The following is a 26,791-nucleotide window of genomic DNA, read 5'->3' as shown; positions in this document are numbered from 1 at the left end:
GATGACGGGCGGGTAGCCCCACCCCCGCTGGTGGGGCTACCCCAGCCGTTGAAACGTGAGCACAAACGCCACGCCCCCCTCGGTGTTGCGGGCATTGATGGTGCCCCCCATCTTGGCCATGTAAGTCTTGGCCACAAACAGGCCCTGGCCCCGGTGCTCGCCCTCGCCCAGCGGGGTGGGGCTCTCGGGGTCCGACACACCCAGTTCAAAAATCCGCTCCAGCAGGTCTTCGGCAATGGTCGAACCTTGGTTGTGCAGCGTGGCACTGGCGGTGGATTCCGACGCGGTGAGCGTCAGCGTGATGGGACTGCCCGTGGGGCGATAGCGGTCGGCGTTGCGCAGGATGTGGGTCACCACGTCTTCGAGCGCAAACTCGTCGGCCCGCACGATGACCGGGCCCGCGTTGCTCGAACCCGGGGCATACAGCACATCCAGGATGCCCGCAAAGTGGGCGTTGTCCGCCACGTTGCGCAAGAAGGCATCCAGGTCCAGCCGCCCCTCGGGCACATCGGCTGCCTGAAGCGCCTCGGCGGGCGATGCCGTGCCGTAGAGCACATGGATGGCTTGCTGCATGCGCTGCACGTAGCGGTGGCCGGGGTCTTGCGGGCCGTTCAGCGCCATCAGGGACTGCAAGGGCGACATGATCTCGTGCCCCACGGCGTGCCACATGTCACGCTCTTGTTGGGCGCGCAGCTGCTCGCGCTGCAGGTCGTCCTTCACGCGCTGCAACAGGTCGGCCAGGCCGCCTGCCAGAATGCCCAGCTCGTCCGAGCCGCGCAGGTCCGACACATCCAGGTCGCCTAGCCGGGGCCCGGTGTGGCCGGGCTGCACGTTGTATGACACCGCAGCGGCGCGGCGGGTGAGGGCGGTCACGCGGCGGATCAGGCCCACCTCCACCACCAACCAGGCCAGCGCAATCGCGCCCAGCATGGCGCCCAGGTACCACGACAGGCGCGTGGCCACGGCGGCCAGGCCTTGCTCCACGCCGCGCAGGTGGCCGGTGAAGTTCACCACGTAGTTGCCGGTGGGCGTGTCCAGAATGTCCAGTGCTGTGGGGGCGGCGGGCGTTGCCGCTGCCGGGCCCACGCCTGCGGCCTCCAGCGGCAGCCAGCGGATCAAACGCAACAGCCAGGGCGCGGACGGCTCGGCCTGTACCTCAATGCCCTTGAGGGTGATGGCGCTGGCGTCGTCGCTGCCCATTTTGCGGATCTGCACGCGCTCTCCGGGCAGCAGGCTGCGCGAGAGGTCGCCCAACGAGGCGGCTAACTGCGCGCCGGGTGCGTCGCTGTCGAACAAAGGCTTGGTGTCTTCACCCGGAGCCAGCATCTCCACTCGCACACGCATTTGGCCCAGGTCTTCCGGCGGCCAGACCAGGCGCTCTTCCTTGCGGAACAGCGCTTCGCGGAACAGTTCGACCGGCAGGCGGATGGAGTAGTGGGTGCGGCGCAGGCAGTCTGGGGTGGTGGCATCGCCAGCTGGCGGGCTGGCCGAAGGGGGGGACAGGTCGCGGCACTGGCCGTTTTGCCACAGCCAGCCGCGAAAGTCGCGCACCGGCCGCGCACGGGCATCGAGCTGCGGCGTGCCGTTGTCCACAAACCCGGTGAGCCGCCCGCGCACCGCTGCGCTGCCTTGTGGGGGCATGGCCTCGTAGGGCGCAACCCAGCGGTAGGTGGTGCCTCGCATGTCGAGGCTGATGCGCGCACGGTGCGCCTCGGCGGGCACCAGCGCGCCGCGCTCGCGGGGCGTCAGCTCGCCCGCATAGAAGCTGCCCACCAGGTAGATGAAGCCGCCCGCATAGGGGTTGTTGCCAATCGCCGCGCACACCGAGGCGCCGTGGGGGTACTGCACCGAACAGCCCGCCATCTCCACGGCCTGCTGTGATTTTTGCGGATCGTCAAAGTCGATGGCGGCGTAGGGCAGCAGCAGCGGCGCCAGCGGCGTCACGCCCTGGCCCAGGTGGCTGGCGTTGAGCAAGGCCAGCTGGCCTGAAGGATGGCGCAGCCGCGCCATCACCTCGGCCTGGCTGCGCACAAAGCCGTGCTGGTAGGCCTGCCAGGCGCGCTCCTTCTCGTCCTTGAGCACCACCACGCTCAGCGCCACCGTGGCCAGGGCCAGCAGCACAAACACCCCGCGCACGAGGATGCGCAGGCGGAACGCGGGCAGGCCCAGCCGGGGCATTTCCAGACGCGATATTTCAAGTGCGGGGTGCAGTAGGCGTTTCACTCCATTCCTCTCGCGTGAAAATACCGCGCAGGGCGGTCAAAACTGGCGTAGCCCAGGCCAGGGCCGCCGCGCAAGGGCCGCCCCGCCGCGCTGGCGGCGTCCCCCTGCCCGCATTGCGCAGCAATGCGAGAGCGGGGGGAAGGCCCGCAGGGTCTCGGGGGGGTGTTCACCTTCCCGTCCAGCGGAAGCCGCGCATGGGCACGTTTTCAATGCCTTCAAAACCGGGGTCCACTTCACGCAGCGCCTCGCGGATGGTGCTCACATGCTTGCGCACGTTGTCGCGGTTGCGGCCGCTTTTCACCACCTCGAACAGTTCGTCATACGACACCACTTCGCCGCTGCGCTGGTGCAGCGTGGCCAGGATGCGCTGGGCCGTGAGCGGCAGGTTGATGCGCTCGCCGCGCCAGGTGGGGGTGCGCTGCCACAGCGGGTCCAGCACCAGCGCGTCGCCCACCGGGGCGGGGGCTGCGCCGACCGGGGCCTGCGCCTGCGTGGTGCGCAGGATATCGAGGAAGGTTTCGATGAAATCGGCCTCTTCAAACGTGGTTTTCTGCAGATAGTCCCACGCATCCAGCGCCTTCATAATGCTGCGGTAGATGGCCGCTGGCATGGCCGACACCACCAGCACCGGCGTGCCCTGGCGCAGTTTGTTGATGGCGTTGATGAGGGCCACGCCCGCATGGCGCTCGCGGCCCAGTTCGATGTCGAGCACCACCGCGTCGTAGTGCTCGCGGGCCAGCGCGGCCTCGGCCTCGTCGCGGGTGAACCACTGGTCGATCACGATGCCGCTCTTGGCGCTGCGTATCCATCCGGCCAACTGGTTGCTGGTGGGCAGGTCGTCTTCGATCACGGCAATGCGGGTCATGGGCAGGGCGGGCAGTGGAGGTGTGGGCGGATTATCCCGGCGCCCCGTTCCGGGCGGTGTGAGTTTTTCTTCCGGGGCCGGAAGGTTCGTGCGGGCGGTGTGAGCGCATTGGGGGCTGCGCCGCATTGTTGCTTCCGGGGTGGATCCGAACAATCGGTCCTCAATGAGCCAGCCATGACGGCGACTCAGACACCGACAACAACACCGAACCACACCGAGAGAGAAACACCATGAAAACCACCTGGAACCGCATCGTGCAGACCCTGAAGGGCCGTCGCTCTACCTCCTTGCCTGAAGCTGGCACTGAGCCCGTGCTGGACGTGGAATCGCAAGGCCTGATGGATGCCGATGCCCCCCGCCTGAACTGGGCCTACCTGCTGCCCACCGCCCGCACCGTGCGCTGGCTGGCCGTTGGCACCGTGGTGGCCGCAGCCGGCCTGATGGTGGTCCGCAACCCGCCCGTGCAACACCTGGCGCAAGGCGACCTGGGGGTGCGCCTGAACCAGTTCACCGGTGCCGTGAGCCTGTGGCGCGATGGCAGCGTGTGGGTGGTGCCCGGCCTGCACACGGTGCGGGTGTTTACGCTGCGCGACCAGAGCTACCGCCCCGAAGCCATGCGCCAGGCCACGGGCAGCGCGCCGCTGCAATCGGTGGAAGGCCTGTCGCTGGGCCTGGACCTGAGCGTGCGCTATGCGCTGGACCCCAACTCGCCCGCCGTCAAGGCAGGCAACCTGCCCGACAACGTGGGCGCTGACATCGTCGAGCCCGCTGTGCAAGGCCTGGTCTACAAAGTGTTTGCCCGCTACACGGTGCGTGAAATTTTCTCGTCCAAACGTGCCGAGATCGCTCAGATCATCGAAACCGAACTGCGCGCCCGCCTGGCTGCGGATGGTGTGACGCTGCGCAGTCTGCAGATCGGCAAGGTGGATTTGCCCGCCGAGTACCGCCGGGGCATGGACAGTCTGCTGGCCGAAGAGCTGGCGTCCGAAAAAATGCGCTACACGCTGGAGCTGAAGGACAAGCGCGTGAAGGAAACCGAGCTGGACGCCAACGCTGAAAAGGTGCGCCGTGAAGTGGCCGCCGAAGCTGCCGCCCGCGAGCAGGTCATTGCCGCCAAGGCCCAGGAAGAGGCCATGAAGCATGTGCTGCCCTTCAAGCAGCGCCAGATCGAGCAGCGCCAGCTGGAGGCCGAAGCCGAACGCGTGGCCCGTGTGAAGGCCGCCGAAGGCGCCGCCCAGGCCCGCCGCATCGAAGCCAACGGCGAGGCCGACGCCCGCCAGAAATTGGCCGAAGCTGAGGCCTACCGCATGGACCGCGTGGGCAAGGTCAATGCCGAGCAAATGGCCCGCGAAGGCGCACTGGTGACCAAGCACCCGCTGCTCATCCAGAAGACGCTGGCCGACAAGCTGTCGGACAAGATCCAGGTCATCATCGCGCCCCCGCCCACCAATGGCGACTTCATCGGTGCCGCGCTGCTGGGCGGCAACCGCAACGCCCAGGCTGGTGCAGCCCCGGCTGCGGCTGTGGCCGACGATGCCACCACCACCCAAGCCGTGGAGCAATGAACATGAACGCCACCCTCGCCACCTTGCTGGCCGCCGTCGCCAGCGCCGCAGTGACCGTGGCGGCCGAGGCCGCCCCCCTACCTGCAACCAATGCCCAGGGCAGCGCCATCGTGGTGCAAGACCAGGCCAGCCTGCGCGCCGCCCCGCGCGACGGCGCCCAGCAGCAGGCCAGCCTGTGGCAGGGCGAAGTGCTGGAAGTGCGTGGCGAGCGCCTCGACTATTTGCAGGTGTGGGACCACAAGCGCGAGCGCGGTGGTTTCATCCGCGCCAGCGATGTGCGCCGCGTGGCCCTGACCGAGGCAGAAGGCCCCGCGCTGCTGGCTGTGATGCGCTTTGTGCAGGACACTCCGGGCGCCGAAGCGCTGGGCATTGGCCTCACAGCCGCCTACCTGCAGGCCGCACCCGCCAAGGCGCTGGCTGGCATGGAGGGTGCGCAGGCCTTCGATGCACTGGGCACCTTTGCCGACCGCCTTGCGCGCCGCGCCTCGGTGGCCGTGCCGGGCAAGGCCTCGGGCGTCACGCTATCGGCCCACCTGGATGTGGCCAACGGCTACGGCGTGCGCTTTGCCACCTACGAGGTCGAAGGCCGCATGCAGGTCTGCTATGAGGGCGAGGCCTTTCGCCGCCTGCTGGCCATGCCCGTGGCCGATGCCGAGCAGCGCGCCCGCGCCGCCCTGGCGCTGACCCGCCCTGAGTGCATCAACCCCGACCTGCCTGCACACGAGCGTGCCAAGGTCACCACCTGGCAGGCCGAGGTGCTGGAGCGCGTGGAGGTGGCCAATTTGCCCGGCTACCTGCGCAACCGCGTGCAAATGCGCCGCGCCAGCGTGTGGGGCGCCGCCGCCTTTCAGCAGGCACGCAAGAACGCTGCCGACCCAGCGGTGGCCGCTGCCGCTGCGCGTGCCCTGACGGAACTCAGCGGCGTGAGCAAGGCCGAGCTGCCCGACGAAGACCAGAGCGCCTACAACGACGCTGCCATGCGTGTGAGTGCTGTGCGTTGGGCCTTGGTGCCTGCTGCGGCCCCGGTGGCGGCTGCGGGCAACCGCCCCACGTTACTGACCGAGCCCGGCGCCCCTGGCGAAACCTGCGTGCTGCTGGTGGACGCGCAACACAGCGCCAAGGCCCCACTGCTGCGCCGCTGCACCTACGGCGTGGTGTGGGCCGCATCGGCCAGCACCAACCGCGAGGGCACGGCCGTGGCCCTGGCTGTGCAGCCCATGGAAGGCTGGCGCGAGCTGTGGGTGCTGCGCCAAACGGAAGGCGGCTGGCTGGCCGATGTGCTGCCGCCCGGCGCCGCGACGCCCGAGACCGGCGTGACCGAGTGGGCGGGCTGGGTACCCGGTGGCCAGCAGATGCTGGTGGCGCGCGAGGCCCGGGGCCAGGGCCGCTACCGCAAAAGTTTTGAGGTGGTGCGGCTGGACGGTCTGACCACCGAGCGCGTGACGGGCGATGTGGCAGCGCTGCCTTTGTTCCAGCGCTGGCAAGACCCGGCCTGGAAGCGGCAGACGCTGAGCCTGCGGTGAATGCGGGCTCGCGGAATAATCTGCTCATCCCCATCCACCACAAGGCACACCATGATCCTCGTTACCGGCCATGCCATCGCCCGCAAGGAAACCGAAGCCGCCGTTGAGCGCCTCGCTGTAGAGCATGTGCTGCGTTCCCGCGCGGAGCCGGGATGTGTGTCCCACGAAGTGAGCCGCGATGTGTTGCAGCCGCTGCGTTTCGTGTTTGTAGAGCGCTGGAGCGACATGGCGGCCCTGCAGGCCCACTTCCGGGTGGAGGCTTCGCGGAAGTTTGCGCACGCCATCACGGAGCTCTGCGAAGCCAGCCCGCAGATGACCATCTACCAGGCCGAAGCCCTCCACACGGGTTGACGAGAACGGTGGCCGTGCGTGCCGCCACCGGCCCCCGGGGGCGTTGGCGCCCTTACCATGACGGCATTCCAAACTTCTTCCTCGGCTGTTGTGAACTTCATTCCGCTTCCCCCGTCCTGTGTGGACGCTGCGATCATCGACCTGGACGGCACCATGGTGGACACGCTGGGCGACTTCAGCGAAGCGCTCAACCGCATGCTGCAGGACCTGGGCCTGTCGCCCATCGACGCGGGCTCCATCGAGTCCATGGTGGGCAAAGGCACCGAACATTTGCTGCGTTCGGTGCTAAAACATGTGCTTCCGCACTATGGTGCTGATGATGTTGCTATCAAAATTGAAGAGCTCTATCCTTCGGCCTGGGCCAGCTACCAGCGCCACTACCTTGCGATCAATGGCCAGTTTGCCGGGGTGTACAGCGGCGTGGAGGCCGGATTGCAAGCGCTGCGCGCCCGGGGGCTGCGCCTGGCCTGCCTGACCAACAAACCCACCAGTTTTGCGCTGCCTTTGCTTGAGTTGAAGGGGCTTGCCGGGTACTTTGAACACGTGTTTGGCGGCGATGCGTTCGAGCGCAAAAAGCCCGATCCGCTGCCGCTTCTCAAGACCTGCGAGGCCTTGGGCGTCAGCCCGGCGCGCACGCTGATGGTGGGCGACTCCAGCAATGATGCGCAGGCCGCGCGGGCGGCAGGCTGCCCTGTGGTGCTGGTCACCTACGGCTACAACCACGGCCAGCCGGTGCGGGCCGTGGATGCCGACGGGTTTGTGGATTCGCTGGCGCAGCTGGCCTGAGCTGTCCTCTTTCTTTCCTTCTTTTCTGTCAGGCCGTCAACTGGCGCGGCACCACGGCGCGGTAGTCCAGCCGCGATGCACTGGTGCCGCCACTGCGCGTGGGGGCGGCCATGGCATCGCCTTGGCGGGATGCGTGGGCTGACAGCCGGAAGACCGCCACCGCATCCACCAGCTGCCCCGCCTGGGTCTTGAGGCTGTCGGCCGCAGCGGCGCTTTGTTCCACCAGGGCAGCGTTCTGCTGCGTGGCCTGGTCCATCTGTGTGATGGCCTCGCCCACCTGGCTGACGCCCTGGCTCTGCTCGCTGCTGGCGGCGCTGATCTCGCCCATGATGTCGGTCACGCGGCGGATGGAGGCGACCACTTCGCTCATCGTGGCGCCCGCCTTGTCCACCAGGGCCGTGCCGCGCTCCACGCGTTCCACGCTGGTGCCGATCAGGCCCTTGATCTCTTTCGCCGCCTCGGCGCTGCGCTGGGCCAGGCTGCGCACCTCGCCCGCCACCACCGCAAAACCCCGGCCCTGTTCGCCCGCGCGGGCGGCTTCCACGGCCGCATTCAGCGCCAGGATGTTGGTCTGGAAGGCAATGCCGTCGATCACGCTGATGATGTCGGCAATCTTCTTGCTGCTGTCGTTGATACCCTTCATGGTGTCCACCACTTCGGCCACCACATCGCCGCCCTGCTGGGCGACGGTCGAAGCGCTCATGGCCAGCTGGTTGGCCTGGCGCGCGTTGTCGGCGTTCTGGCGCACGGTGGAGCCCAGTTGCTCCATCGACGCGGCCGTCTGCTGCAGCGCGCTGGCCTGTTGCTCTGTGCGGGCCGAGAGGTCGTTGTTGCCCGAGGCGATCTCGGTGCTGGCAGTGGCCACGCCTTCGGCGTTGTGGCGCACGTTGCCCACGATGGAAGCCAGGCGCGACTGCATGGTGGCCAGCGCCTGCAGCAGTTGCCCGGTTTCATCGTTGCCGTTGGTTTCGATGGGGTGGGTCAGGTCGCCGTCGGCGATGTTTTCTGCGGCTTCTTTGCCCAGCTGCACAGGGCGCACGATGGAGCGCGTGACGGTGAAGGCCAGCAGCGCACCCAGCGCCACGGCAACCAGCGTGCCCACGCCCAGCAGCACCTGGCTGGCCTTGGCCAATGCCGAGGTGTCGGCCTGGCTTTCGGCGAGCTGGGTGCCCATGGCGCGGCGCAGGTCATCCAGCGACTTCAGGTATTTGTCGGCCAGCGGGCGCAGGTCCTTGTCCACCATGGCGGGCACATTGGGTTCGCCGCCCCGGTGCAGTTCGCGGATTTCTGTGAGCTTGTCGTTGTAGGCCTGGCGGGCCGTGGCAATCGCGGCCAGCAGGCCCCGCGCCTGCTCGCCCTGCACCAGGGCCTCGATGCGTTTGACCTTGGCCTCCATGCCCATGGCGGTGGCCTGGGTGTCGGCCGTGAGCTTGTCCATGTAATCGCGGTCGATGGCCTTGAGGAAGGCCTCGGTGCGCACCCAGTTCAGGCGGATGTCCGAGGCCCAGTCTTCCACCAGCGTCTGCTGCTCGATCTCGTGGGTGGCCACACGTTCGCTGGCGCTTTGCAGGCTGGCAATGCGCCACATGCCGGTGGCCGCGATGAGGGTGGTGATGAGCAGAATGGCGCCAAAGGATGCGCCCAGGCGCAGGCCGACGGAGAGGTTGCTGAGTTTCATGGTCATGTCAGGCGCGGGAGGGGCTTGGGGCAAGGGGCGAGGGCGATTCAGCCCACGTTTTGCAAGCCGGTGCTGGCGGCTGCGCTGCGGTGGGCAGAAAAGGAGAAATGAAGGGCGGGCTGCGAGAAAAAAGAGGTTTGCGGACAGGTCTCAGCGTACGCCCCGGCCCGGCTGGCTGGTGTCGGGCGGGTGACAGCCAGGAGGCCGCAGACCTGGGGGTTTGTCCGTAGCTGGGTGTCCTGGCGGGGGTACTGGGCGTGCTTTATGCGGGTTTGCCCAGCAGGGCGTCCTTGAGCTTCCAGTCGGCGGGCGTGTTGCCCAGCCAGATGCCCATCAGCGCGTTGAAGAACTCCGGCTCCTTGAAAGGCTCACCCTGTGGCTTGCCCTTGACGGTGATCACCGTGCCCGTGCCGGGAATCCAGTCGATCTGGAACTGGTCACCTGCGACGAGCTTCTTGTGGTCCGAGAAGATCTGGCTCATGCGCATCACGCCGGGGATCAGCTTGGAAAATGCCGCGCGGTCCATGTTGTCCTCCATGCCGCGCGAAAACAGCTTGCCCAGCTCGGTGGAGTCGATCTCGCGCAGCATGGTGATGCTCATGCGCTTGGGGCCCTTGAGGGCCGCGATGTCCTGGGGCGTGTGCGCCTTCTTCTCCAGGTACAGCCCCGCCGTGTAGACCTTGAACACGGCCTTGTAGCGCACGCCCGCGCCGTTGAGCTGCAGGGTGCTGCCACTCAGGCTGGCGGTCTCTTCGTATTTCACATCGGACACGGTGATGGGCTGGGCGGCAGCGGTGGCCGCCAGCAGGCAGGCTCCGGCCACCAAAGCGCATCGCTGGAGAAAGTTCATGCACAGCTCCTAAAAAAGAACGGTCGTTCGTTTCTAATTGTTGCAGCGCTCCCTGCCGCCCGCAACAGGGTTTTCGAGCGGTTGTGCGATCTCGGCCTTGCGGCCCGTCAAATCGGGCCGCCAAAAAAGCTTTGCTACACTTTGGCCCATGTTCATTCACCACGTGTTCATCACAGGTTGCAGCGACCGGGGAGCCTGGCCCTGGCGTCAGCCTGTCGCTTTGAACGCCTGATGGCACCTGGGCCGACGTCGCCCCAGCGTGCACCCGTGGCCTCCACCCCGACGCGGTGAGGCCGATTGAATGGACCGCAGCGCCCCTTTCTACTGCACAGGGACACGCGCTGCGACAGCTGGGAGCTCTCCCCGTGATCACAGAACTTGAATTCAAAAGCCTGGCCAGCGAAGGCTACAACCGCATCCCGCTCATGGTCGAGGCCTTTGCGGACCTGGAAACCCCGCTCTCGCTCTACCTCAAGCTGGCGCACACCAAGGACGGCGGCAAGCACAGCTTCCTGCTCGAATCCGTGGTGGGCGGCGAGCGCTTCGGGCGCTACAGCTTCATTGGCCTGCCTGCGCGCACGCTGCTGCGGGCCAGCGGCTTTGGGGCGCAGGCCAAAACCGAGGTCGTGACGGACGGCCAGGTGGTCGAGACCGCCCAGGGCAATCCGCTCGACTTCATCGCCGATTACCAAAAGCGTTTCAAGGTGGCCCTGCGCCCCGGCCTGCCGCGTTTTTGCGGCGGCCTGGCGGGCTACTTTGGCTATGACGCGGTGCGCTACATCGAGAAAAAGCTCGAAACCACCTGCCCGCCAGACACCCTGGGCTGCCCCGACATCCTGCTGCTGCAGTGCGAGGAGCTGGCGGTCATCGACAACCTCTCGGGCAAGCTCTACCTCATCGTGTATGCCGACCCGGCCCAGCCCGAGGCCTACACCCGCGCCAAGAAGCGCCTGCGCGAGCTGAAAGAGCAGCTCAAGTATTCGGTAAGCGCCCCCGTTGTGAAGGCCACCGAAAGCCACCCCGCCCAGCGCGACTTTGCCAAGGCCGACTATCTGGCTGCCGTGCACCGCGCCAAGGAGCTGATCGCCGCCGGTGACTTCATGCAGGTGCAGGTGGGCCAGCGCATCCACAAGCGCTACACCGAGTCGCCCCTGTCGCTGTACCGCGCGCTGCGTTCGCTGAACCCCTCGCCGTACATGTACTTCTACGACTTCGGCGACTTCCATGTGGTGGGCGCGAGCCCCGAGATCCTGGTGCGCCAGGAGAAAACCGACGAAGGTACCAAGGTCACCATCCGCCCCCTGGCGGGCACCCGCCCGCGCGGTGCTACGCCCGAGAAGGACAAGGCCACCGAGGTCGAGCTCATCAACGACCCCAAGGAGCGTGCCGAGCACGTGATGCTGATCGACCTGGCGCGCAACGACATCGGCCGCATCGCCAAGACCGGCACCGTGAAGGTGACCGAAGCCTTCGCGGTGGAGCGCTACAGCCACGTGATGCACATCGTGAGCAACGTGGAAGGCATCTTGAACGATGGCATGACCAGCATGGACGTGCTCAAGGCCACCTTCCCCGCAGGCACGCTGACGGGCGCGCCCAAGGTGCACGCGATGGAGCTCATCGACCAGCTGGAGCCCACCAAGCGCGGTCTGTATGGTGGCGCCTGTGGCTACCTGAGCTACGCGGGGGACATGGACGTGGCCATTGCCATCCGCACCGGCATCATCAAGAACGGCACGCTCTATGTGCAGGCCGCCGCGGGTGTGGTGGCCGATTCGGTGCCTGAACTGGAGTGGAAAGAAACCGAACACAAGGCCCGCGCGCTGCTGCGCGCCGCCGAGTTGGTCGAGGAGGGGCTGGAATGACATCCTCTGAAACCAAGGCAATTGCCAGAGTGAAGGACTGCACCACCATGCAGGACGTGCGCCGCGAAGTGAATGCTCTGGACGATGTGCTCGTGCCCCTGCTGGTCGAGCGCGTGGGCTACATGACCCAGGCCGCGCGCATCAAGCAAGGCGCAGAGCAGGTGCGCGATGAAGCGCGCATCCAGGCCATCGTGGACCGGGTGCGCGAGCGTGCAGCTGCCGAAGGCGGCGATGCCGACGTGATGGAAGCCATCTACCGCAGCCTCATGGAGGCCTGCATTGCCTATGAACACCGCGAGTTCGCCCGCCTGCGCGAGCCCGCCACTGCCGGGAGCGCCGCATGACAAAACTCTTGATGGTCGATAACTACGACAGCTTCACCTACAACATCGTCCAGTACTTTGGTGAATTGGGCGCCGAGGTGGAGGTGTTCCGCAACGACGAGATCACCGTGGCCGAGATCGAGGCGCGCCTGAATGCCGGGCAACTCGACCGCCTGGTCATCTCGCCCGGCCCGTGCTCGCCCGCCGAGGCCGGCATCTCGGTTGCCGCGATCCAGCACTTTGCAGGCAAGCTGCCCATCCTGGGTGTGTGCCTGGGGCATCAGAGCATTGGCGCAGCATTCGGCGGCAACATCATCCGCGCGCAGGAGCTGATGCACGGCAAGACCAGCGTCATCACCACCACACAAAACGGCGTGTTCGCGGGGTTGCCGGAGAAGTTCACTGTCAACCGCTACCACTCCCTGGCCATCGAGCGCGCCACCTGCCCCGAGGTGCTGGAGGTGACGGCCTGGACCGACGACGGCGAGATCATGGGCGTGCGCCACAAGACACTGCCCATCGAAGGCGTGCAGTTCCACCCCGAAAGCATCCTCACCGAACACGGCCACGCCATGCTCAAGAACTTTCTGGAGCAGCGCGCATGACGGCCTCTCAGGGCCTGGCCCAGCTCTTTCAGTACAAGCGGTGGGCCAACCAGGAACTGCTGGCACTGGGCGCGGCATCGCAGGGCGCATTGCCTGCCGACGACTACCGGCTGTTTGTGCGCATCCTGAACCACACCTACGTCGTGGACCGCATCTTTGCCAGCCACCTGCAGGGCCTGCCCCAGACCACCTACCGGGCCACCAACACCGATGCAACGCCGGAGCTGGCCACCCTGAGCGATGCCGTGCGCGCGTCGGACGACTGGTATGTGCAGTACGTGGGCGGGCTGGATGATGCGCAGCTGGCCGAACCGGTGGCGTTCCGCTTCACCGACGGCGACACGGGGCGCATGTCGCGCAGCGAGATCCTGAACCACCTCGTCGTGCATGGCACCTACCACCGGGGGGCGGCGGGGCGCATCCTGGCCGCGCATGCGGTGCAGCCCCCGCGCGACTCGCTGACGACCTTCCTGCACCGCCTGGAACCTGACCGACGCTGGTAGACACACCCATGCCCGAACTTCATCAACTGCTCATGTTCATCGCGGCCGGCTGGCTGCTCAATCTCACGCCCGGGCCCGATGTGCTCTACATCGTGACCAACGCGCTGCGCTCCGGCACACGCGCGGGTATCGTGGCGGGGCTGGGCATCACGGCCGGGTGTTTTGTGCACATCTTTGCGGCCGCCGTGGGCGTGGGCGCGCTGCTGGCCACCTCGGCCACGGCGTTCACGGTGCTCAAGTGGATCGGCGCGGCCTACCTGATGTGGATGGGCATGCGCATGCTGCTGTCCAAGCCTGGTGCTGATGGTGGCAACACGGCCGCGCTGGCGGCTGCGCAGGCGGCCCCTGCGCCGCACACGCCGCTTCGCAAAGTGTTCCTCGGCGGCTTCTGGACCAATGTGCTCAACCCCAAGGTCGCCATCTTCTTCCTGGCCTTTGTGCCGCAGTTCATCGCGCCGGGCACCGACAACAAGGCGCTGGCCTTTGTGCTGCTGGGCGTGCTGTTCAACATCAATGCCATCCCTGTCAACATGGGCTGGGCGCTGGCTGCGTCGTGGATGGCGCGCCGTGCCACGGCCATCCAGCGTGGCATGCACTGGCTGGACCGCGTGGCGGGCGCCATGTTCATCGGCTTCGGACTCAAGCTGGCCTTTACTGATCAACCGGCGGCCTGACCGCCACCCCAGGAGACACCGTCATGCCCATCACCCCCCAGGAAGCGCTGCAGCGCACCATCGAACACCGCGAAATCTTCCACGATGAGATGCTGCACCTGATGCGGCTCATCATGAAAGGCGAGCTCTCGCCCCTCATGACAGCGGCCATCATCACCGGCCTGCGCGTAAAGAAGGAAACCATCGGCGAAATCACCGCCGCAGCCCAGGTAATGCGCGAGTTCTCCACCAAGGTCCACGTGCCCGACAGCACGCACTTGGTGGACATCGTGGGCACGGGCGGGGATGGTGCCAACACCTTCAACATCTCCACCTGCTCGATGTTTGTGGCCGCCGCCGCAGGCGCCAAGGTCAGCAAACACGGCGGGCGCGGCGTGTCGAGCAAAAGCGGCAGCGCCGACGTGATGGAAGCCCTGGGCATCCATATCAACCTCAAACCCGAGCAGATCGCCCAGTGCATTGCTGAAGTCGGCATCGGCTTCATGTTCGCGCCCAACCACCACCCCGCCATGAAGAACGTGGCCCCGGTGCGCAAGGAACTGGGCGTGCGCACCATCTTCAACATCCTGGGCCCGCTGACCAACCCGGCCGGCGCCCCCAACATCCTGATGGGCGTGTTCCACCCCGACCTCGTGGGCATCCAGGTGCGTGCGCTGCAGCGCCTGGGCGCCGAGCACGCCCTGGTGGTCTATGGCCGCGACGGCATGGACGAAGTGAGCCTGGGTGCCGCCACGCTGGTGGGCGAGCTGAAAAACGGCCAGATCACCGAATACGAAATCCACCCCGAGGACTTCGGCCTGTCCATGGCCAGCAACCGCGCGCTCAAGGTCGAAACGCCCGAGCAGTCGCGCGAGATGCTGATCGGCGTGCTCAAGGGCGAGCCCGGGGCCGCACAAGACATCGTCTGCCTGAACGCCGGTGTGGCGCTGTATGCGGCCAATGTGGTCGATTCGGTGCCCGCAGGGCTGGCCAAGGCGCGTGCCGCCATCGCATCGGGCGCGGCGCTGGCCAAGCTGGAGCAGATGGTCACGCGCACGCACGCGCTGGCCGGCGCTGCCGCGTGACCCCAACAACCAACCAGGTTTTCCCATGAGTGACATCCTCAACAAGATCGTGGCCGTCAAGCACGAAGAAGTGGCCGCCGCCAAAAAGCGCCTGCCTTTTGACGCCATGCGCGCCGATGCCGAGAGCCGCGTGCTCACGCGCGACTTTGAAGGCGCGCTGCGCGCCAAGATCGCCAAGGGCCAGGCGGCCGTGATTGCCGAGGTCAAGAAGGCCAGCCCCAGCAAGGGCGTGCTGCGTGCCAACTTCGAGCCCGCAGACATCGCCCAGAGCTACATGGAAGGCGACGGCAAGGTCAGCGCAGCCTGCCTGTCGGTGCTGACCGACCGGCAGTTCTTTCAGGGCCAGCCCGACTACCTCAAGCAGGCCCGCGCCAGCACCTTGCTGCCGGTGCTGCGCAAGGATTTCATGGTCGATGCGTACCAGATCTACGAATCGCGGGCCATGGGCGCCGATGCCATCCTGCTGATCGCCGCCTGCCTGGATGACGCGCAGATGGCCGACTTCGAGGCCATTGCCCGCAGCCTGGACATGGCCGTGCTGGTGGAGGTGCATGACCGCGCCGAACTGGAGCGCGCGCTCAAGCTCAAGACCCCGCTGGTGGGCATCAACAACCGCAACCTGCGCACGTTTGAAGTCACGCTGGACACCACCCTGGGCATGCTCAAGGATGTGCCTGCGGACCGCTTGCTGGTGACCGAGTCGGGCATCCTCAAGCCTGCCGATGTGAAGACCATGCGCGATGCGGGCGTGCACGCCTTCCTGGTGGGCGAGGCCTTCATGCGCGCTGATGATCCGGGCCTCGCCCTGGCCAAGCTGTTTGCGTGAGTGTGTCGAATACTATTGTTTTGATAGCTGCTTGCGCTTTCCTGTAGCGCGCAGAAGGCCATTTTGACCATGAATTCACCCGTGCAGACATCCACCCAGCTCCAGAGTGCGGACCCGGCCCACTGGCCCGTGGCGCCCGGCTGGCAGCCCCTGGTGGACGCCTTCTTTGCGGGCGAGCGGGGCCAGGCGCTGCAGGCGTTTCTGCAATCGCGGCTTGCCGCCGGTGCGGTGATTTTCCCGCCCCAGCCGCTGCGTGCGCTGGAGCTGACGCCGCCCGACGCCGTGCGTGTGGTCATCCTGGGCCAGGACCCGTACCACGGCCGGGGCCAGGCCGAGGGGCTGGCGTTTTCTGTGGCGCCCGGCGTGCGCCTGCCGCCCTCGCTGCAGAACATCTTCAAGGAAATGCAGCGCGACCTGGGCGTTCCGTTCCCGCCCTTTCCCACGCCGGGCGGCAGCCTGGTGAAGTGGGCCCAGAACGGCGTGCTGCTGCTCAACACCGGCCTCACGGTGGAAGAGGGCCAACCCGCCAGCCACGCAGGCAAAGGCTGGGAGGCACTGACCGATGCCGTGATCCGCCATGTGGCCGAAGGCCCGCGCCCGGTGGTGTTCATGCTCTGGGGCTCGCACGCGCAGTCCAAGCGCGCCTTCATCCCGCAGGACCGGGGGCATCTGGTGCTCACCTCCAACCACCCTTCGCCCCTGTCGGCACTGCGCCCGCCCGTGCCCTTCATCGGTAACGGGCACTTTGGCAAGGCGCGCGCGTTCCGCGAGCAGCACGGCTACTGAGCCGTTGCTGGGCGGCTGCCCCAGGGGCATGGGCCGCCGGTTTCAGACCCTTCGGGCGCGGTTTTGGGCGGGTGACTCGCCGTAGCGCTCACGGTAGAACGCCGAAAAGCTGCTCGCGCTGGCAAACCCGCAATCCATGGCAATCTGCGCGATGCTGTCCGCGCTGTCCTGAAGCAGGCGCTGGCGCGCCGTCGCCAGCCGCTGGTCGCGCAGCCACTGCATGGGGGACTGCCCGAACCGGTGCTGAAACGCATACTGCAGCGCCCGGACCGACAGGCAGCCCAGCTGGGCCAGCTCGCTGAGGGTGAAGCGCGCCCCAGGCTCGGCCAGCATCGCATCGCACACCTTGTCCACGGCCAGGCGTTCCCGCAGGCTGCCGGGCCGGGGCGGGCGGGACTCGGCGGTCAGCCAGTCGGGCCGGAACAGCAGTACCAGCTGGCGGTGGACAAAATCCTGGAAACCCAGCCGGTGCAGCAAATCCGGCTGGTCCAGATGGAGATGGATGGTGGCCCCGATGTGCCGCGCCAGGGCCTCCAGAGAAGGACCCATCTGCGAGGTCAGGAGGCGGACGCGCCCGTGGTCCAGGTTGACCGGGCTCCCCGCTTCCAGTCCCCGCAGTGCGCGCGCTGCCATGTGCAGTCCCTGGGGGTCCAGCTGCAGCATGAGCACGTTCTGGCCCTGGCCAACGGCTTCCTGAGGGCCGGAGCCTGCCGGAATGAACACGCAGCGGGGGCCAGTCAAATCCAGCTTCTGGTTCTGCACCCGCAACTCGTTGTGGCCTTCCAGCTTGAAGGACACGGAGGCGCGCGTGTTGTCTGCCACCGCCACACGCAGCGACGTGAACGAGGCGGCAATGGCAGACATGCCGGGCAGCACCACAGAGGCCGATTGGCCCGCAAAGGCGTTGTCCCGTGGCTGGGCATCGCAATCCTGGAGCTTGGGCCACAGGGGCAGGACCGATTCTCCGAACGCTGCGGGGGCGGAGAAGGTGGCGCAACGGTCGTTGCCGAACAGCAAAGGGGACGGGGCGGACGTGGGGTTCAGAGCGTGATACCGCTGAAGGCAGGAAGAGAGAAACCGGAGATGGCCGGGTGTGAGCCCTGGGGTCTGCAGGGAGTTTCCGAGTGGCGCAGTGTACAAGCAGCTCAAGCTGTCAATAGCTGTCAAAAAAACGCCTGAAGGTTACTTTTGCGTTAAACATGCAGACAACTGCGCGAATCGTGTAGACGGCGGCCGGGCCCCATCCGGACAATCCCGCCGAGTCGGGGGGAGGTCTGCGGGCCCGGCGGCGCAAGCTGCCGCCGGGTGGCTGTGGCGCGATGCATCCACGGTGTCTTGCCATCGACAAGAACACAGCAAAGGAAACGGCATCGTGGAATGGTTCAAGAAGCTTCCGGTGGGGAGCAAGCTGATTGGCGGGTTTCTCGCCGTTGCCGCCGTAGGGGCGGTGATCGGGATCAACGGTATCCAGAAATCGTCCCAGATCAACGATCTGGCCCAGCTGATGTATGAGCGCGAGATCGCGGGCATGCTGCATGCCACCGAAGCCAACATCAACCTTGTGGCTGCCGGAAGGGCCATGCGCAGCGCGCTGCTGTCTGTGTCGGAACAAGAGAGGGCCACCCACCTGCAGGCCGCCAGCCAGAGCGTGTCGCAGGCGACGGGAGAACTGGATAGCTCGGCACAGTTCTTCGTTTCCGACGGCGGAAAGGCGCTGGCGCGCGATGCGGCTGCGGCGCTGCGCGACTACGCAGCCGGGCTTGACCAGGTCGCAGAGCTGCTCAAGGAGGAGGAACTGGCCAATGTCCGTGCCTCCACCGACAAGATGCGCGCGGTGCGCCCCTTGGCCGACAAGGCGGACGACCTGCTGGGCAAGCTGGTCGAGCGCAAGCGCGGCGATGCCAAGGCACTCAACGACGAAACGGACACTATCTACAGCCGCATCCGCGTGCTGCTGATTTCCCTGACGGCCGGTGGTGCCCTGGTGGGGCTCGCAATTGGTGTGGCCCTGACCCGCAGCCTCACACGCGCGCTGGGCGGAGAGCCGGCCGCCGTGGCGCAGGCCGCCAACGCCATCGCTGCCGGGGATTTGTCCCTGCCCATCGATACCTCGCGCGCCCGGGCGGGCAGTGTGGTGGCCGCAATGCATGACATGCAGCGCGCGCTGCGCAGCGTGGTGGGCACGGTGCGTGAGGCCAGCGACAGCATTGCCACGGGCGCCGGGCAGATATCAGTGGGCAATGCCGACCTGTCCCAGCGCACCGAGGAGCAGGCCAGCAACCTGGAGGAGACGGCGGCCTCGATGGAAGAGCTGACCAGCACCGTGCAAAGCAGTGCCGACGTCTCGCGCCAGGCGGTTGAGCTGGCACGCAGCGCTAGCGCGGCGGCCCACGATGGCGGCCGCGTGGTGGGGCAGGTGGTGGCCACGATGGCCGAGATCAACACATCCTCCCAGCGCATCTCCGACATCATCGGCGTGATCGATGGCATCGCCTTCCAGACCAACATCCTGGCGCTGAACGCGGCGGTGGAGGCGGCGCGTGCGGGCGAACAGGGCCGTGGTTTTGCCGTGGTGGCCAGCGAGGTGCGCAGCCTGGCCCAGCGCAGTGCCGCAGCGGCCAAAGAAATCAAGGGCCTGATCGAGGACAGCGTGGGCCGGGTGGAAAAAGGCAGCGAGCTGGTCAACGACGCCGGCCAGGTCATGGACACCCTGGTGGCCCAGGTGCGCAGCGTGGCGGACCTAATTGGCGACATCACCACCGCCACGCAGGAGCAGACCGCAGGCATCAGCCAGATCAACGAAGCCGTGACCCAGCTGGACACGGTGACCCAGCAGAACGCCGCCCTGGTGGAAGAGGCGGCGGCCGCCGCCGACAGCCTGAACCACCAGGCCCAGCAACTGGTGCAGGCCGTGGCCGTGTTTCGCCTGGGGCCGGATGCACAGCAACCCGCCCCCGCCCCTGCCACCGGTCATGCTGTGCCCGGGGCGTCGCAGCGGCTGGCCCCGGCACTGCCCCGCGCGGCGCAGAGGGCGGCACCGGGCGCTGATGGCCCCTGGAAGCGGTTCTGATCAACCCTGTGCAGTGGCATGTGCTGAACCCCACCGGGTTCCCCATGCCAGGTAGGTAGCAATGGACAGTGCCGATGTGTTGAAAAGGATTCCGGTCGATCAGGCGATACCGGGCATGTTTGTCCACGCGCTGGATGCGTCGTGGATGGCCCACCCGTTCTGGCGCAGCCGGTTTGCGCTGCAGGGCGAAGGCGACGTGCTGGCCCTGCGCAGCAGTGGCGTGGCGCATTGCTGGATTGACACCTCGCGCGGCGCGGATGTGGCTGCCGGGTCTGCATCTTTGCGTGAGGGCGGTGCGGACACCCCGGCGGACCCGCCAGCCGCCCCTGCCACGGAGTCTTCATCGCGGCAGCCCCGCATCCCGGCCCTGGGCGATTCTGTGGCCCCGCTCCACCGCGCCGAACGGCTGGCAGTGAAGGCGCGCGAGGTGGTCCGGGCACTGTTCTGCCAGGCCCGCGCGGGGCAGGCGATATCCTTGGACGACAGCCTGGCCATCGTGGATGAGCTGACGGCTGCGGTGGCGACGCAGCCCGGAGCGCTGATCGGGCTGGTGCGACTCAAAAGCAAGGATAACTACACCTTCGCGCATTCTGTGGCGGTGTGCACCTTGATGATTGCGCTGGCGCGCCAACTGGGTTTGGCGCCCTACCAGGTGCGGGATGCGGGCATGTGCGGGTTGCTGCACGACGTGGGCAAGCTGCGGGTGCCGGGCCACATCCTGCACAAGCCAGGCAAGCTCACGCCCGAGGAGTTCGGGGTGATGCGAATGCACCCGCAGCATGGTGTTGAGATCCTGAGCCGTGGCGGCCAGGTGCCGGACTCCGTGATCGACGTCTGTCTTCATCACCACGAAAAGATGGACGGCAGCGGCTATCCGCATGGCTTGCCACAGGGACAGATCAGCCTGCTGGCTATATGACGCGGTGACTTCCGAGCGGGCCTACAAGAGCGCCTGGGACCCGGCCATGGCCTTGGCGCGGATGGCACAGTGGGAGGGGCATTTCGACCCGTCGATCCTGCATGCCTTCGTGCGGGTGGTGGGTATCTACCCGGTGGGGTCGCTGGTGCGCCTGGCGTCGGGCCGGCTCGCCGTGGTGGTGGAGCACAACCCCGAGGCACTGACCGCGCCCCAGGTGCGCGTGTTCTTTTCACTGCGCTCCGGCTCGCACATCGAGCAGCGGGTGCTGGACCTGTCCCGCCCCGGCGAGGCGGACCACATCGTCGCGCGGGAGGACCCGCACACCCACGGATTCACGCGGCTGGCCCACCTCTGGCAGCCTCAGTGACGGGCGTGGCTGAGCCAGGCAGCTGTTCCTTGAGCAGTTCCAGAAACGCCTGCGCCGCCACCGGCAGGCTGCGCCCGGCCAGGGTCTGGATCTCGATGTCGCGCAGGTCCATGCCTGGGTCGCTGATGGGCAGGGCCACGATGGCGCCTTCGGCCACCAGGTGGCGCACGGCGATCTCGCTGGCCACGGACAGCCCGCCGCCCAGCTGTACAAAGTTGACCACCGTCTTGGCGTGGTTGCTGATGAGCACCGCCGAGAGCTGCAGGCCCTGGCGGCTGCAGACGATGTCGATCATCTGGCGCACCGTGGTTTCGGCCGGGGGAAGCGCCAGCGGGTATTCGGCCATTTGCGCCAGCGTGACGCTGCCAGCGCCCGCCAGCGGGTGGCCGGGCGGGAGCAGGGCCAGCACGGGCGCGGTCTGGCGGTAGGCCACCTCGATGTCCTTGTGGGGCGACCGGCTGAAGCACAGGCCGATGTCGGCCGCGCCGCTGCGCACCGCGTCGGGCACCTGGGCGGTGGGCAGCGCGATCACGCTGAACTGAATGCCGGTGTGGGTGCGCTGAAACTCCACACACAGACGCGGCACCAGTTCGTTGGCGAACGCATCGGAGGTGGCCAGCCGCACCTGCCCGGCGCGCAGGCCCTGCAGTGCGCCGATCTCGCCCAGGGCGCGCTCGGCGTCCAGCACCGTGCGGCGCGCATGCACGGCCAGGATCTCGCCCGCCGCCGTGAGCACCATGCCGCGCGGGTGGCGCTCGAACAGCGGCGTGCCCAGCTGCGCCTCCAGCCCCGCAATCTGGCGGCTCAGCGCCGAGGCGGCCACATGCAGGCGAGCCGACGCTTCGGTGAGCGATCCGCTCTGCGCCACTTCCAGAAAGTAGCGCAGCGTGGTGTCTTGCAGCAGGTGGGCGCGCATCGGGGGCGGGTTCTTCAAACGAGGCCGCAGTATGCGCCGGTTTGCCGCCGTGGCAAAGCAGTTTGCCGAAATGCTGGTGGTCAAGCAAGGCACAGCTTCCTAAGATGGCCCACTCTTTGTGTGTGTGTCTTGTTCAACTTCTTGGCTGGAGTGCTGCGTATGCGTCTACTTTCCTGGGGCCGTGGTGTCTGGGGCCTGGCCGGCCTGTTGGTGGTGTCGGCGGCGGCGCATGCGCAAGCCAATTGGCCGGATCGACCCGTGCGGGTGATCGTGCCCTTCCCGGCCAGCGGCGCGACCGACCTGGTGGCCCGCACCGTCACCCAGCGTGTGGCGGCCGACCTGGGCCAGCAGCTGGTGGTGGACAACAAGCCCGGCGCGGGCGGCACCCTGGGCACCGCCGAGGCGGCCAAGGCCGCACCCGATGGCTACACCCTGCTGCTGACCACGAGCAGCACCCACGCCATCTCGCCCCATCTCATGCCCAAGCTGGCCTACGACCCGCGCAAGGACTTTGTGCCCGTGGCCCATGTGGCCGACGCGCCCAGCGTGCTGCTGGTCACCAACTCGCTGCCCGCCAAGACCGTGGGCGAGCTGATTGCGTATGCCAAGGCCCACCCCGGCAAGCTCAACTACGCCACCAGTGGCAACGGCACCATCGTGCACCTGAACACTGCGGCCTTCAGCGCCCAGGCGGGTGTGGACATGACCCACATCCCCTACAAGGGCACGGCGCTGGCCATCCCCGACCTGATTGCCGGGCAGACGCATGTGCTGTTTGACTCGCTGCCTACGGGCATGCCCCACGCCAAAGCCGGGCGCCTGCGCGCGCTGGCCGTGACCAGCGAAAAGCGCAGCACCCTGGCGCCCGAGCTGCCCACGCTGGCCGAATCCGGCCTGCCCGGTTATTCGTCGGTGACCTGGTTTGGTGTGTACCTGCCTGCAGGCGCTCCGCCTGCGCTGGTCGAGAAAGTGCACAAGGCCTTTGCCAAGGCCGTGCAGGCGCCTGAAGTGGCCGAGAGCCTGGCCAAGCTGGGCGTGGAGCCCGCCGCGCCGCGCACGCCCGCGCAGTTTGGCGCCATGGTGCAGGCGGACAGCAACCGCTGGGCCACCGTGATCCGGCAGCACAAGATTTCGGTGGATTGATTGCCCCCTGTGTTGCCTTTGGCGCCTTCCCCCGAGGGGGACGACGCCCTCGGTGCGGGGCGGCCCTTCCTTGGCGCCTCTCGCCTTGCGCCGCGCCAGTTTCACGCACCGCGACACCTTGCTAGCAACAGAGTCAGAACGCTATGAACACCCCATCCCTCGACTGGTCCCTTCCTTACGCCTCCCACCGCAGCGCGGTCATGGGGCGCAACGTGGTCTCCACCTCGCAGCCGCTGGCGGCGCAGGCGGGCCTGCGCATGCTGCTAGCGGGTGGCAACGCGGTGGACGCCGCCATTGCCGCCGCCATGGCGCTCACGGTGGTGGAGCCCACGGGCTGTGGCCTGGGCAGCGACGGGTTTGCCATCGTTTGGGACGGCAAGGAACTGCACGGCCTGAACGCCTCCGGCCGCTCGCCTGCGGCGTGGACGCCTGAATACTTCGAAAAATTGGGTGGCATCCCCGAGACGGGCTGGAACGCCGTCACCGTGCCGGGTGCCGTGTCGGCCTGGGTGGCGCTGTCCAAGCGCCTGGGCAAGCTGCCGTTTGCGCAGCTGGCGCAGCCCGCCATCGACTATGCGCGCAACGGCTTTCCGGTGTCGCCCACCATCGCCCACCTGTGGGCGCTGGGCGCGACCAAGCTGGGCACGCAACCGGGTTTTGCCGAGTGCTTCATGCCCGAGTACCTGGGCGGCCGCGTGCCCCGGGCGGGCGAGGTCTTCCGCAGCGAAGCCCACGCGCGCACGCTGGAGCTGATTGCCGAGACCGAGGGCGAGGCCTTCTACCGGGGTGTGATTGCCGAGCGCATTGCAGCCCATTCCCAAGCCAATGGTGGCGCGATGACGCTGGCCGACCTGGCCGCGCACCAGGCGGACTGGGTGGGCACCATCCACCAGCGGTTTGGCGATTCGGTGATCCACGAGATCCCGCCCAACGGCCAGGGCATTGCCGCGCTGATGGCGCTGGGCATGCTGGACGCACATGGCATTGGCAAGCATCCGCTCGACAGCGTGGAGACCGTGCACGCCAGCATCGAGGCCATGAAGCTCGCGCTGGCCGACCTGCACCAGTACAACGCCGACATCGACGCCATGCAGGCCGTGGCGCCCCAGCACCTGCTGGACGCGACCTACCTCGCAGGCCGCGCCCAGCTCATCGACCCCGAGCGCGCAGGCGACCCCGGCCACGGCGCGCCGCGCCCCGGCGGCACGGTGTACCTGGCGGCGGCCGACGCGTCCGGCATGATGGTTTCGTTCATCCAGTCCAACTACATGGGCTTTGGCTCGGGCGTGGTGGTGCCGGGCACCGGCATCAGCCTGCAGAACCGGGGCCATGGCTTCAACCTGATCCCGGGCCACGCCAACCAGGTGGCACCGCGCAAGCGCCCCTCGCACACCATCATCCCGGCCTTTGCCATGCATGCCGACGGCACGCCGCAGATGGCGTTTGGCGTGATGGGCGGCCCCATGCAAAGCCAGGGCCACACGCAGATGGCGCTGCGCGTGCTGCGCTACGGCCAGAACCCGCAGGCGGCGGCCGACGCACCCCGTTGGCGCGTGACGGGCGGCAAGGGCGTGGCCGTGGAGCCAGGCTTTGACCCCGCCGTGGTCGCCGCGCTGCGCGCGCGCGGGCACGAGGTGACGGTGGAAGAGGGCAATGGCGTGTTCGCCTTTGGCGGCGCGCAGCTGGTGCTGAAGAACGGCAACAGCTACATCGCAGGCTCCGACCCGCGCAAGGACGGGCACGCCGTGGCGTATTGAGCTAGATGCTATAAAAACAGGGGCTATTAGCGCTTTGTGGTCGCGCGCAGAGCCCTGTTTTTGTTTGGAAAAGTGGCGCCTACCGTGTCTCGCGAACGGTCAGCCACGCGCTGGCCGCGCCGCTGAGCACGATGGCCGCAATGCCCGCCATCGACCAGGCATCGGGCACATGGCGGTACACCAGCCAGCCCGCCAGCATCGCAAAGCCAATCTGTGAATACAAGAACGGCGCAATGACAACGGGCGTGGTGCGCGCATAGGCGTTGAGCAGCAGCATGTGCCCCACCGCGCTCGACAAGCCCATGGTGAACATGCCCGCCCACATCCACGGGTCGCTCACCGGCTGCCAGAAAAACGGCACACCCAGCGACACCAGCGCGGTGGCGATCCAGCTGGTGTAGAGCTGGGTAGTGGCCGGGCTCTCCTGGCCCGCCATCTTGCTGCTGAGCACCTGGTAGCCCGTGCCTGCGGCCAGCATGCACAGCGGCCACAGCAGCGCCCAGGTGAAGGCCTCGCCCCCGGGCCGGATGATGGCGAGCGTGCCCGCCAGCCCGGCCACTACCAGCAACCAGCGCAAAGGGCTCACGGGCTGGTGCAGCCACAGGGCCGCCACCACCGTCACGCACAGGGGCACTGTGGCCACGATGGCCGTGAACTCTGCCAGCGGCAGGGCGGTGAGGCTGATGAAGCCGAACAGGCTGGTCATGGCGAACAGTGCGCCGCGCAGGGCCTGGAAGCGGGGTTGTGTGGTGCGCAGCGCCGAGCGCCCCGCGCGCTGCAGCACAAAGGCCGTGGTCAGCAGCGACTGGAACACGTAGCGCATCCACAGCGCCATGACGATGGGCACGCCCACGCTGACCAGCTTGCTTGCGGTGTCCAGCAAGGCAAAGAAAGCGCAGGCCACCACGGCCAGCGCGATGCCTGCCAGCGCCGCACGCCGGCGGGCTGCAGGGCTGGTGGACAACGCAGGGCCTGGGGGAGTCACGGCGAGCTGCGCGCACGCTCCAGCAGCATCGCATCGCCGTAGCTGAAGAAGCGGTACTGCTGCGCAATCGAGTGCCGGTACAGGCCCATGATGTGGGCGTAGCCTGCAAACGCGCTCACCAGCATCATCAGCGTGCTCTTGGGCAGGTGAAAGTTGGTGACCAGCACGTCCACCACCTGGAACGCAAAGCCCGGCGTGATGAAAATGTTGGTGTCGCCCGAGGCCTGACCGGTCTTTGCCCACGACTCCAGCGTGCGCACGGTGGTGGTGCCCACGGCCACCACGCGGCCGCCGCGTTGGCGGCAGCGCTCCAGCGCGGCCAGCGTGGCCAGCGGGATCTCGTACCACTCGCTGTGCATCTGGTGCTCGGCCAGGTTTTCGGTCTTGCAGGGCTGGAAGGTGCCTGCGCCCACATGCAGCGTGACGCTGGCGCGTTCGATGCCGCGCGCCGCCAGGTCGGCCAGCACGCCTTCGTCAAAGTGCAGCGCGGCGGTGGGCGCGGCCACGGCGCCGGGGTTGCGGGCAAACACCGTCTGGTAGCGCTGGCTGTCTTCGGCCTCGTCGGGGTCGTGGTCGGCGTTTTGCTGGCGCTCGATGTAGGGCGGCAGCGGTAGGTGGCCGTGGCGGTCCATCAGCTCCCAGGGCGATTCGCCCGCCGGGCCGTGCAGCGCAAAGCGGAACAGCGGGCCGTCCTCGGTGGGCCAGCGGCCCAGCAGCTGCGCGTCAAAGCCGCCCGCCTTGCGGCCTCCGGCCATGTGCACCACGCTGCCGGGCAGGGGCTTTTTGCTGACCTTCATGTGGGCCACGACTTCGTTACCCGGGTTGCCAGCCTCGGCGGGCAGCACGCGTTCGATCAGCAGCTCCAGCTTGCCGCCGCTGGCCTTCTCGCCAAAGATGCGCGCCTTGACCACGCGCGTGTCGTTGAAGACGAGCAGGTCGCCCTCGCGCAGCAGTCCGGGCAGCTCACGAAAGATGCGGTCTACGGGCTGCATGGCGCGGCCATCGAGCAGGCGCGAGGCGCTGCGTTCGGGTGCGGGGTGCTGGGCAATGAGTTCGGGGGGCAGCGAGAAGTCGAAGTCGCTGAGGGTGAACACGCGGGAAGCGTGGGGCGCGCTGGCTGCGCCGGGGGAGAAATCAGTCATCGTGC

Annotated in this window: 25 protein-coding genes; 17 read left to right on the top strand and 8 right to left on the bottom strand. The window is 67.4% G+C overall.

Annotation, left to right across the window (positions count from 1 at the left end):
- Positions 1 to 36: 36 nt before the first annotated feature.
- Positions 37 to 2,223: a sensor histidine kinase gene (locus CBY09_RS15025; RefSeq protein ID WP_094290387.1), complete on the bottom strand. Its 2,187-nt coding sequence runs from the start codon at positions 2,221 to 2,223 to the stop codon at positions 37 to 39.
- Between the two features lie 166 nt (positions 2,224 to 2,389).
- Positions 2,390 to 3,088: a response regulator transcription factor gene (locus CBY09_RS15020; RefSeq protein WP_094290386.1), complete on the bottom strand. Its 699-nt coding sequence runs from the start codon at positions 3,086 to 3,088 to the stop codon at positions 2,390 to 2,392.
- A 230-nt stretch (positions 3,089 to 3,318) separates the two neighbouring features.
- Between CBY09_RS15020 and CBY09_RS15015 the strand changes: the two genes are divergently transcribed.
- The 4 genes from CBY09_RS15015 to gph are packed head-to-tail and all read left to right on the top strand — an operon-like array spanning position 3,319 to position 7,313.
- On the top strand, positions 3,319 to 4,653 hold the full coding sequence (locus CBY09_RS15015) for an SPFH domain-containing protein (protein WP_094290385.1): 1,335 nt from the start codon (positions 3,319 to 3,321) through the stop codon (positions 4,651 to 4,653).
- Between the two features lie 2 nt (positions 4,654 to 4,655).
- On the top strand, positions 4,656 to 6,176 hold the full coding sequence (locus CBY09_RS15010) for a hypothetical protein (RefSeq protein ID WP_240515740.1): 1,521 nt from the start codon (positions 4,656 to 4,658) through the stop codon (positions 6,174 to 6,176).
- Between the two features lie 51 nt (positions 6,177 to 6,227).
- Positions 6,228 to 6,527, top strand: a complete 300-nt coding sequence (locus CBY09_RS15005; protein ID WP_094290384.1) for a putative quinol monooxygenase — start codon at positions 6,228 to 6,230, stop codon at positions 6,525 to 6,527.
- 57 nt (positions 6,528 to 6,584) lie between these two features.
- Entirely contained in the window at positions 6,585 to 7,313 is a 729-nt protein-coding gene (gene gph, locus CBY09_RS15000; protein WP_094290383.1) for a phosphoglycolate phosphatase, read from the top strand.
- A 28-nt stretch (positions 7,314 to 7,341) separates the two neighbouring features.
- On the opposite strand, the gene CBY09_RS14995 is transcribed toward gph, so the two are convergent.
- Both CBY09_RS14995 and CBY09_RS14990 read right to left on the bottom strand, forming a co-directional pair.
- Entirely contained in the window at positions 7,342 to 8,991 is a 1,650-nt protein-coding gene (locus CBY09_RS14995; RefSeq protein ID WP_094290460.1) for a methyl-accepting chemotaxis protein, read from the bottom strand.
- 262 nt (positions 8,992 to 9,253) lie between these two features.
- Positions 9,254 to 9,841 carry a chalcone isomerase family protein gene (locus tag CBY09_RS14990; RefSeq protein WP_094290382.1) on the bottom strand — a complete coding sequence of 196 codons (588 nt, stop codon included), beginning with the start codon at positions 9,839 to 9,841 and terminating at the stop codon, positions 9,254 to 9,256.
- A 365-nt stretch (positions 9,842 to 10,206) separates the two neighbouring features.
- On the opposite strand from CBY09_RS14990, the gene trpE reads away from it, so the two are divergent.
- The 8 genes from trpE (at position 10,207) to CBY09_RS14950 (ending at position 16,487) form a co-directional block, all read left to right on the top strand.
- Entirely contained in the window at positions 10,207 to 11,706 is a 1,500-nt protein-coding gene (trpE, locus tag CBY09_RS14985) for an anthranilate synthase component I (RefSeq protein ID WP_094290381.1), read from the top strand.
- Positions 11,703 to 12,050 (top strand): chorismate mutase, encoded by a 348-nt coding sequence (locus CBY09_RS14980; protein WP_094290380.1) that lies wholly within the window; start codon positions 11,703 to 11,705, stop codon positions 12,048 to 12,050. Before trpE ends, CBY09_RS14980 begins: the two co-directional genes overlap by 4 nt.
- Positions 12,047 to 12,634, top strand: a complete 588-nt coding sequence (locus tag CBY09_RS14975; RefSeq protein ID WP_094290379.1) for an aminodeoxychorismate/anthranilate synthase component II — start codon at positions 12,047 to 12,049, stop codon at positions 12,632 to 12,634. Before CBY09_RS14980 ends, CBY09_RS14975 begins: the two co-directional genes overlap by 4 nt.
- Positions 12,631 to 13,137: a DinB family protein gene (locus tag CBY09_RS14970; protein WP_094290378.1), complete on the top strand. Its 507-nt coding sequence runs from the start codon at positions 12,631 to 12,633 to the stop codon at positions 13,135 to 13,137. Before CBY09_RS14975 ends, CBY09_RS14970 begins: the two co-directional genes overlap by 4 nt.
- An 8-nt stretch (positions 13,138 to 13,145) precedes the next feature.
- Positions 13,146 to 13,811, top strand: coding sequence for a LysE family translocator (locus CBY09_RS14965; RefSeq protein WP_094290377.1), 666 nt, complete (start codon positions 13,146 to 13,148; stop codon positions 13,809 to 13,811).
- Positions 13,812 to 13,834: 23 nt separating this feature from the next.
- Complete coding sequence (gene trpD, locus CBY09_RS14960; RefSeq protein ID WP_094290376.1) at positions 13,835 to 14,875, top strand: anthranilate phosphoribosyltransferase; 1,041 nt, start codon at positions 13,835 to 13,837, stop codon at positions 14,873 to 14,875.
- A gap of 25 nt (positions 14,876 to 14,900) precedes the next feature.
- Positions 14,901 to 15,701: an indole-3-glycerol phosphate synthase TrpC gene (gene trpC, locus CBY09_RS14955; protein WP_094290375.1), complete on the top strand. Its 801-nt coding sequence runs from the start codon at positions 14,901 to 14,903 to the stop codon at positions 15,699 to 15,701.
- Positions 15,702 to 15,770: 69 nt separating this feature from the next.
- Entirely contained in the window at positions 15,771 to 16,487 is a 717-nt protein-coding gene (locus tag CBY09_RS14950) for a uracil-DNA glycosylase (protein ID WP_094290374.1), read from the top strand.
- A gap of 42 nt (positions 16,488 to 16,529) precedes the next feature.
- On the opposite strand, the gene CBY09_RS14945 is transcribed toward CBY09_RS14950, so the two are convergent.
- Positions 16,530 to 17,504 (bottom strand): AraC family transcriptional regulator, encoded by a 975-nt coding sequence (locus tag CBY09_RS14945; RefSeq protein WP_094290373.1) that lies wholly within the window; start codon positions 17,502 to 17,504, stop codon positions 16,530 to 16,532.
- A 355-nt stretch (positions 17,505 to 17,859) separates the two neighbouring features.
- Between CBY09_RS14945 and CBY09_RS24245 the strand changes: the two genes are divergently transcribed.
- The 3 genes from CBY09_RS24245 to CBY09_RS24105 all read left to right on the top strand — a co-directional run bounded on the left by CBY09_RS24245 (position 17,860) and on the right by CBY09_RS24105 (position 20,843).
- Complete coding sequence (locus CBY09_RS24245; protein WP_094290372.1) at positions 17,860 to 19,557, top strand: methyl-accepting chemotaxis protein; 1,698 nt, start codon at positions 17,860 to 17,862, stop codon at positions 19,555 to 19,557.
- A 115-nt stretch (positions 19,558 to 19,672) separates the two neighbouring features.
- On the top strand, positions 19,673 to 20,476 hold the full coding sequence (locus tag CBY09_RS14935; protein ID WP_240515739.1) for an HD-GYP domain-containing protein: 804 nt from the start codon (positions 19,673 to 19,675) through the stop codon (positions 20,474 to 20,476).
- Between the two features lie 4 nt (positions 20,477 to 20,480).
- A complete protein-coding gene (locus tag CBY09_RS24105; protein WP_240515738.1) occupies positions 20,481 to 20,843 on the top strand; it encodes a hypothetical protein in 363 nt (120 codons plus the stop codon).
- Here CBY09_RS24105 and CBY09_RS14930 read toward each other — a convergent pair.
- On the bottom strand, positions 20,809 to 21,759 hold the full coding sequence (locus tag CBY09_RS14930; protein WP_094290371.1) for a LysR family transcriptional regulator: 951 nt from the start codon (positions 21,757 to 21,759) through the stop codon (positions 20,809 to 20,811). The genes CBY09_RS24105 and CBY09_RS14930 overlap by 35 nt on opposite strands.
- Before the next feature lie 159 nt (positions 21,760 to 21,918).
- On the opposite strand from CBY09_RS14930, the gene CBY09_RS14925 reads away from it, so the two are divergent.
- Positions 21,919 to 22,902, top strand: a complete 984-nt coding sequence (locus CBY09_RS14925; protein ID WP_094290459.1) for a Bug family tripartite tricarboxylate transporter substrate binding protein — start codon at positions 21,919 to 21,921, stop codon at positions 22,900 to 22,902.
- A gap of 143 nt (positions 22,903 to 23,045) precedes the next feature.
- Positions 23,046 to 24,659: a gamma-glutamyltransferase family protein gene (locus CBY09_RS14920; protein WP_094290370.1), complete on the top strand. Its 1,614-nt coding sequence runs from the start codon at positions 23,046 to 23,048 to the stop codon at positions 24,657 to 24,659.
- Positions 24,660 to 24,738: 79 nt separating this feature from the next.
- On the opposite strand, the gene CBY09_RS14915 is transcribed toward CBY09_RS14920, so the two are convergent.
- Both CBY09_RS14915 and queA read right to left on the bottom strand, forming a co-directional pair.
- Positions 24,739 to 25,623, bottom strand: coding sequence for a DMT family transporter (locus CBY09_RS14915; RefSeq protein ID WP_094290369.1), 885 nt, complete (start codon positions 25,621 to 25,623; stop codon positions 24,739 to 24,741).
- A gap of 17 nt (positions 25,624 to 25,640) precedes the next feature.
- A complete protein-coding gene (gene queA, locus CBY09_RS14910) occupies positions 25,641 to 26,786 on the bottom strand; it encodes a tRNA preQ1(34) S-adenosylmethionine ribosyltransferase-isomerase QueA (protein WP_094290368.1) in 1,146 nt (381 codons plus the stop codon).
- Between the last annotated feature and the right edge of the window lie 5 nt (positions 26,787 to 26,791).

This window comes from Acidovorax kalamii (genome assembly GCF_002245625.1).
Taxonomy (GTDB): Bacteria; Pseudomonadota; Gammaproteobacteria; order Burkholderiales; family Burkholderiaceae_C; genus Acidovorax; species Acidovorax kalamii.
Note: the sequence above shows the minus strand (reverse complement) of the source record. Positions and strands in the feature narration are given on the sequence as shown.

What these genes read in the sequence shown, in the direction of transcription:
- trpD (WP_094290376.1), top strand. Translation starts at nt 13,835, where the DNA reads ATGCCCATCACCCCCCAGGAAGCGCTGCAGCGCACCATCGAACACCGC.
- queA (WP_094290368.1), bottom strand. Translation starts at nt 26,786, where the DNA reads ATGACTGATTTCTCCCCCGGCGCAGCCAGCGCGCCCCACGCTTCCCGC.
- CBY09_RS14920 (WP_094290370.1), top strand. Translation starts at nt 23,046, where the DNA reads ATGAACACCCCATCCCTCGACTGGTCCCTTCCTTACGCCTCCCACCGC.
- CBY09_RS14995 (WP_094290460.1), bottom strand. Translation starts at nt 8,991, where the DNA reads ATGAAACTCAGCAACCTCTCCGTCGGCCTGCGCCTGGGCGCATCCTTT.
- CBY09_RS14975 (WP_094290379.1), top strand. Translation starts at nt 12,047, where the DNA reads ATGACAAAACTCTTGATGGTCGATAACTACGACAGCTTCACCTACAAC.
- CBY09_RS14990 (WP_094290382.1), bottom strand. Translation starts at nt 9,841, where the DNA reads ATGAACTTTCTCCAGCGATGCGCTTTGGTGGCCGGAGCCTGCCTGCTG.
- CBY09_RS14980 (WP_094290380.1), top strand. Translation starts at nt 11,703, where the DNA reads ATGACATCCTCTGAAACCAAGGCAATTGCCAGAGTGAAGGACTGCACC.
- CBY09_RS14965 (WP_094290377.1), top strand. Translation starts at nt 13,146, where the DNA reads ATGCCCGAACTTCATCAACTGCTCATGTTCATCGCGGCCGGCTGGCTG.
- CBY09_RS15010 (WP_240515740.1), top strand. Translation starts at nt 4,656, where the DNA reads ATGAACGCCACCCTCGCCACCTTGCTGGCCGCCGTCGCCAGCGCCGCA.
- CBY09_RS14925 (WP_094290459.1), top strand. Translation starts at nt 21,919, where the DNA reads ATGCGTCTACTTTCCTGGGGCCGTGGTGTCTGGGGCCTGGCCGGCCTG.
- trpC (WP_094290375.1), top strand. Translation starts at nt 14,901, where the DNA reads ATGAGTGACATCCTCAACAAGATCGTGGCCGTCAAGCACGAAGAAGTG.
- CBY09_RS14930 (WP_094290371.1), bottom strand. Translation starts at nt 21,759, where the DNA reads ATGCGCGCCCACCTGCTGCAAGACACCACGCTGCGCTACTTTCTGGAA.
- CBY09_RS14950 (WP_094290374.1), top strand. Translation starts at nt 15,771, where the DNA reads ATGAATTCACCCGTGCAGACATCCACCCAGCTCCAGAGTGCGGACCCG.
- CBY09_RS15015 (WP_094290385.1), top strand. Translation starts at nt 3,319, where the DNA reads ATGAAAACCACCTGGAACCGCATCGTGCAGACCCTGAAGGGCCGTCGC.
- CBY09_RS15020 (WP_094290386.1), bottom strand. Translation starts at nt 3,088, where the DNA reads ATGACCCGCATTGCCGTGATCGAAGACGACCTGCCCACCAGCAACCAG.
- CBY09_RS15005 (WP_094290384.1), top strand. Translation starts at nt 6,228, where the DNA reads ATGATCCTCGTTACCGGCCATGCCATCGCCCGCAAGGAAACCGAAGCC.
- gph (WP_094290383.1), top strand. Translation starts at nt 6,585, where the DNA reads ATGACGGCATTCCAAACTTCTTCCTCGGCTGTTGTGAACTTCATTCCG.
- CBY09_RS14970 (WP_094290378.1), top strand. Translation starts at nt 12,631, where the DNA reads ATGACGGCCTCTCAGGGCCTGGCCCAGCTCTTTCAGTACAAGCGGTGG.
- CBY09_RS14935 (WP_240515739.1), top strand. Translation starts at nt 19,673, where the DNA reads ATGTTTGTCCACGCGCTGGATGCGTCGTGGATGGCCCACCCGTTCTGG.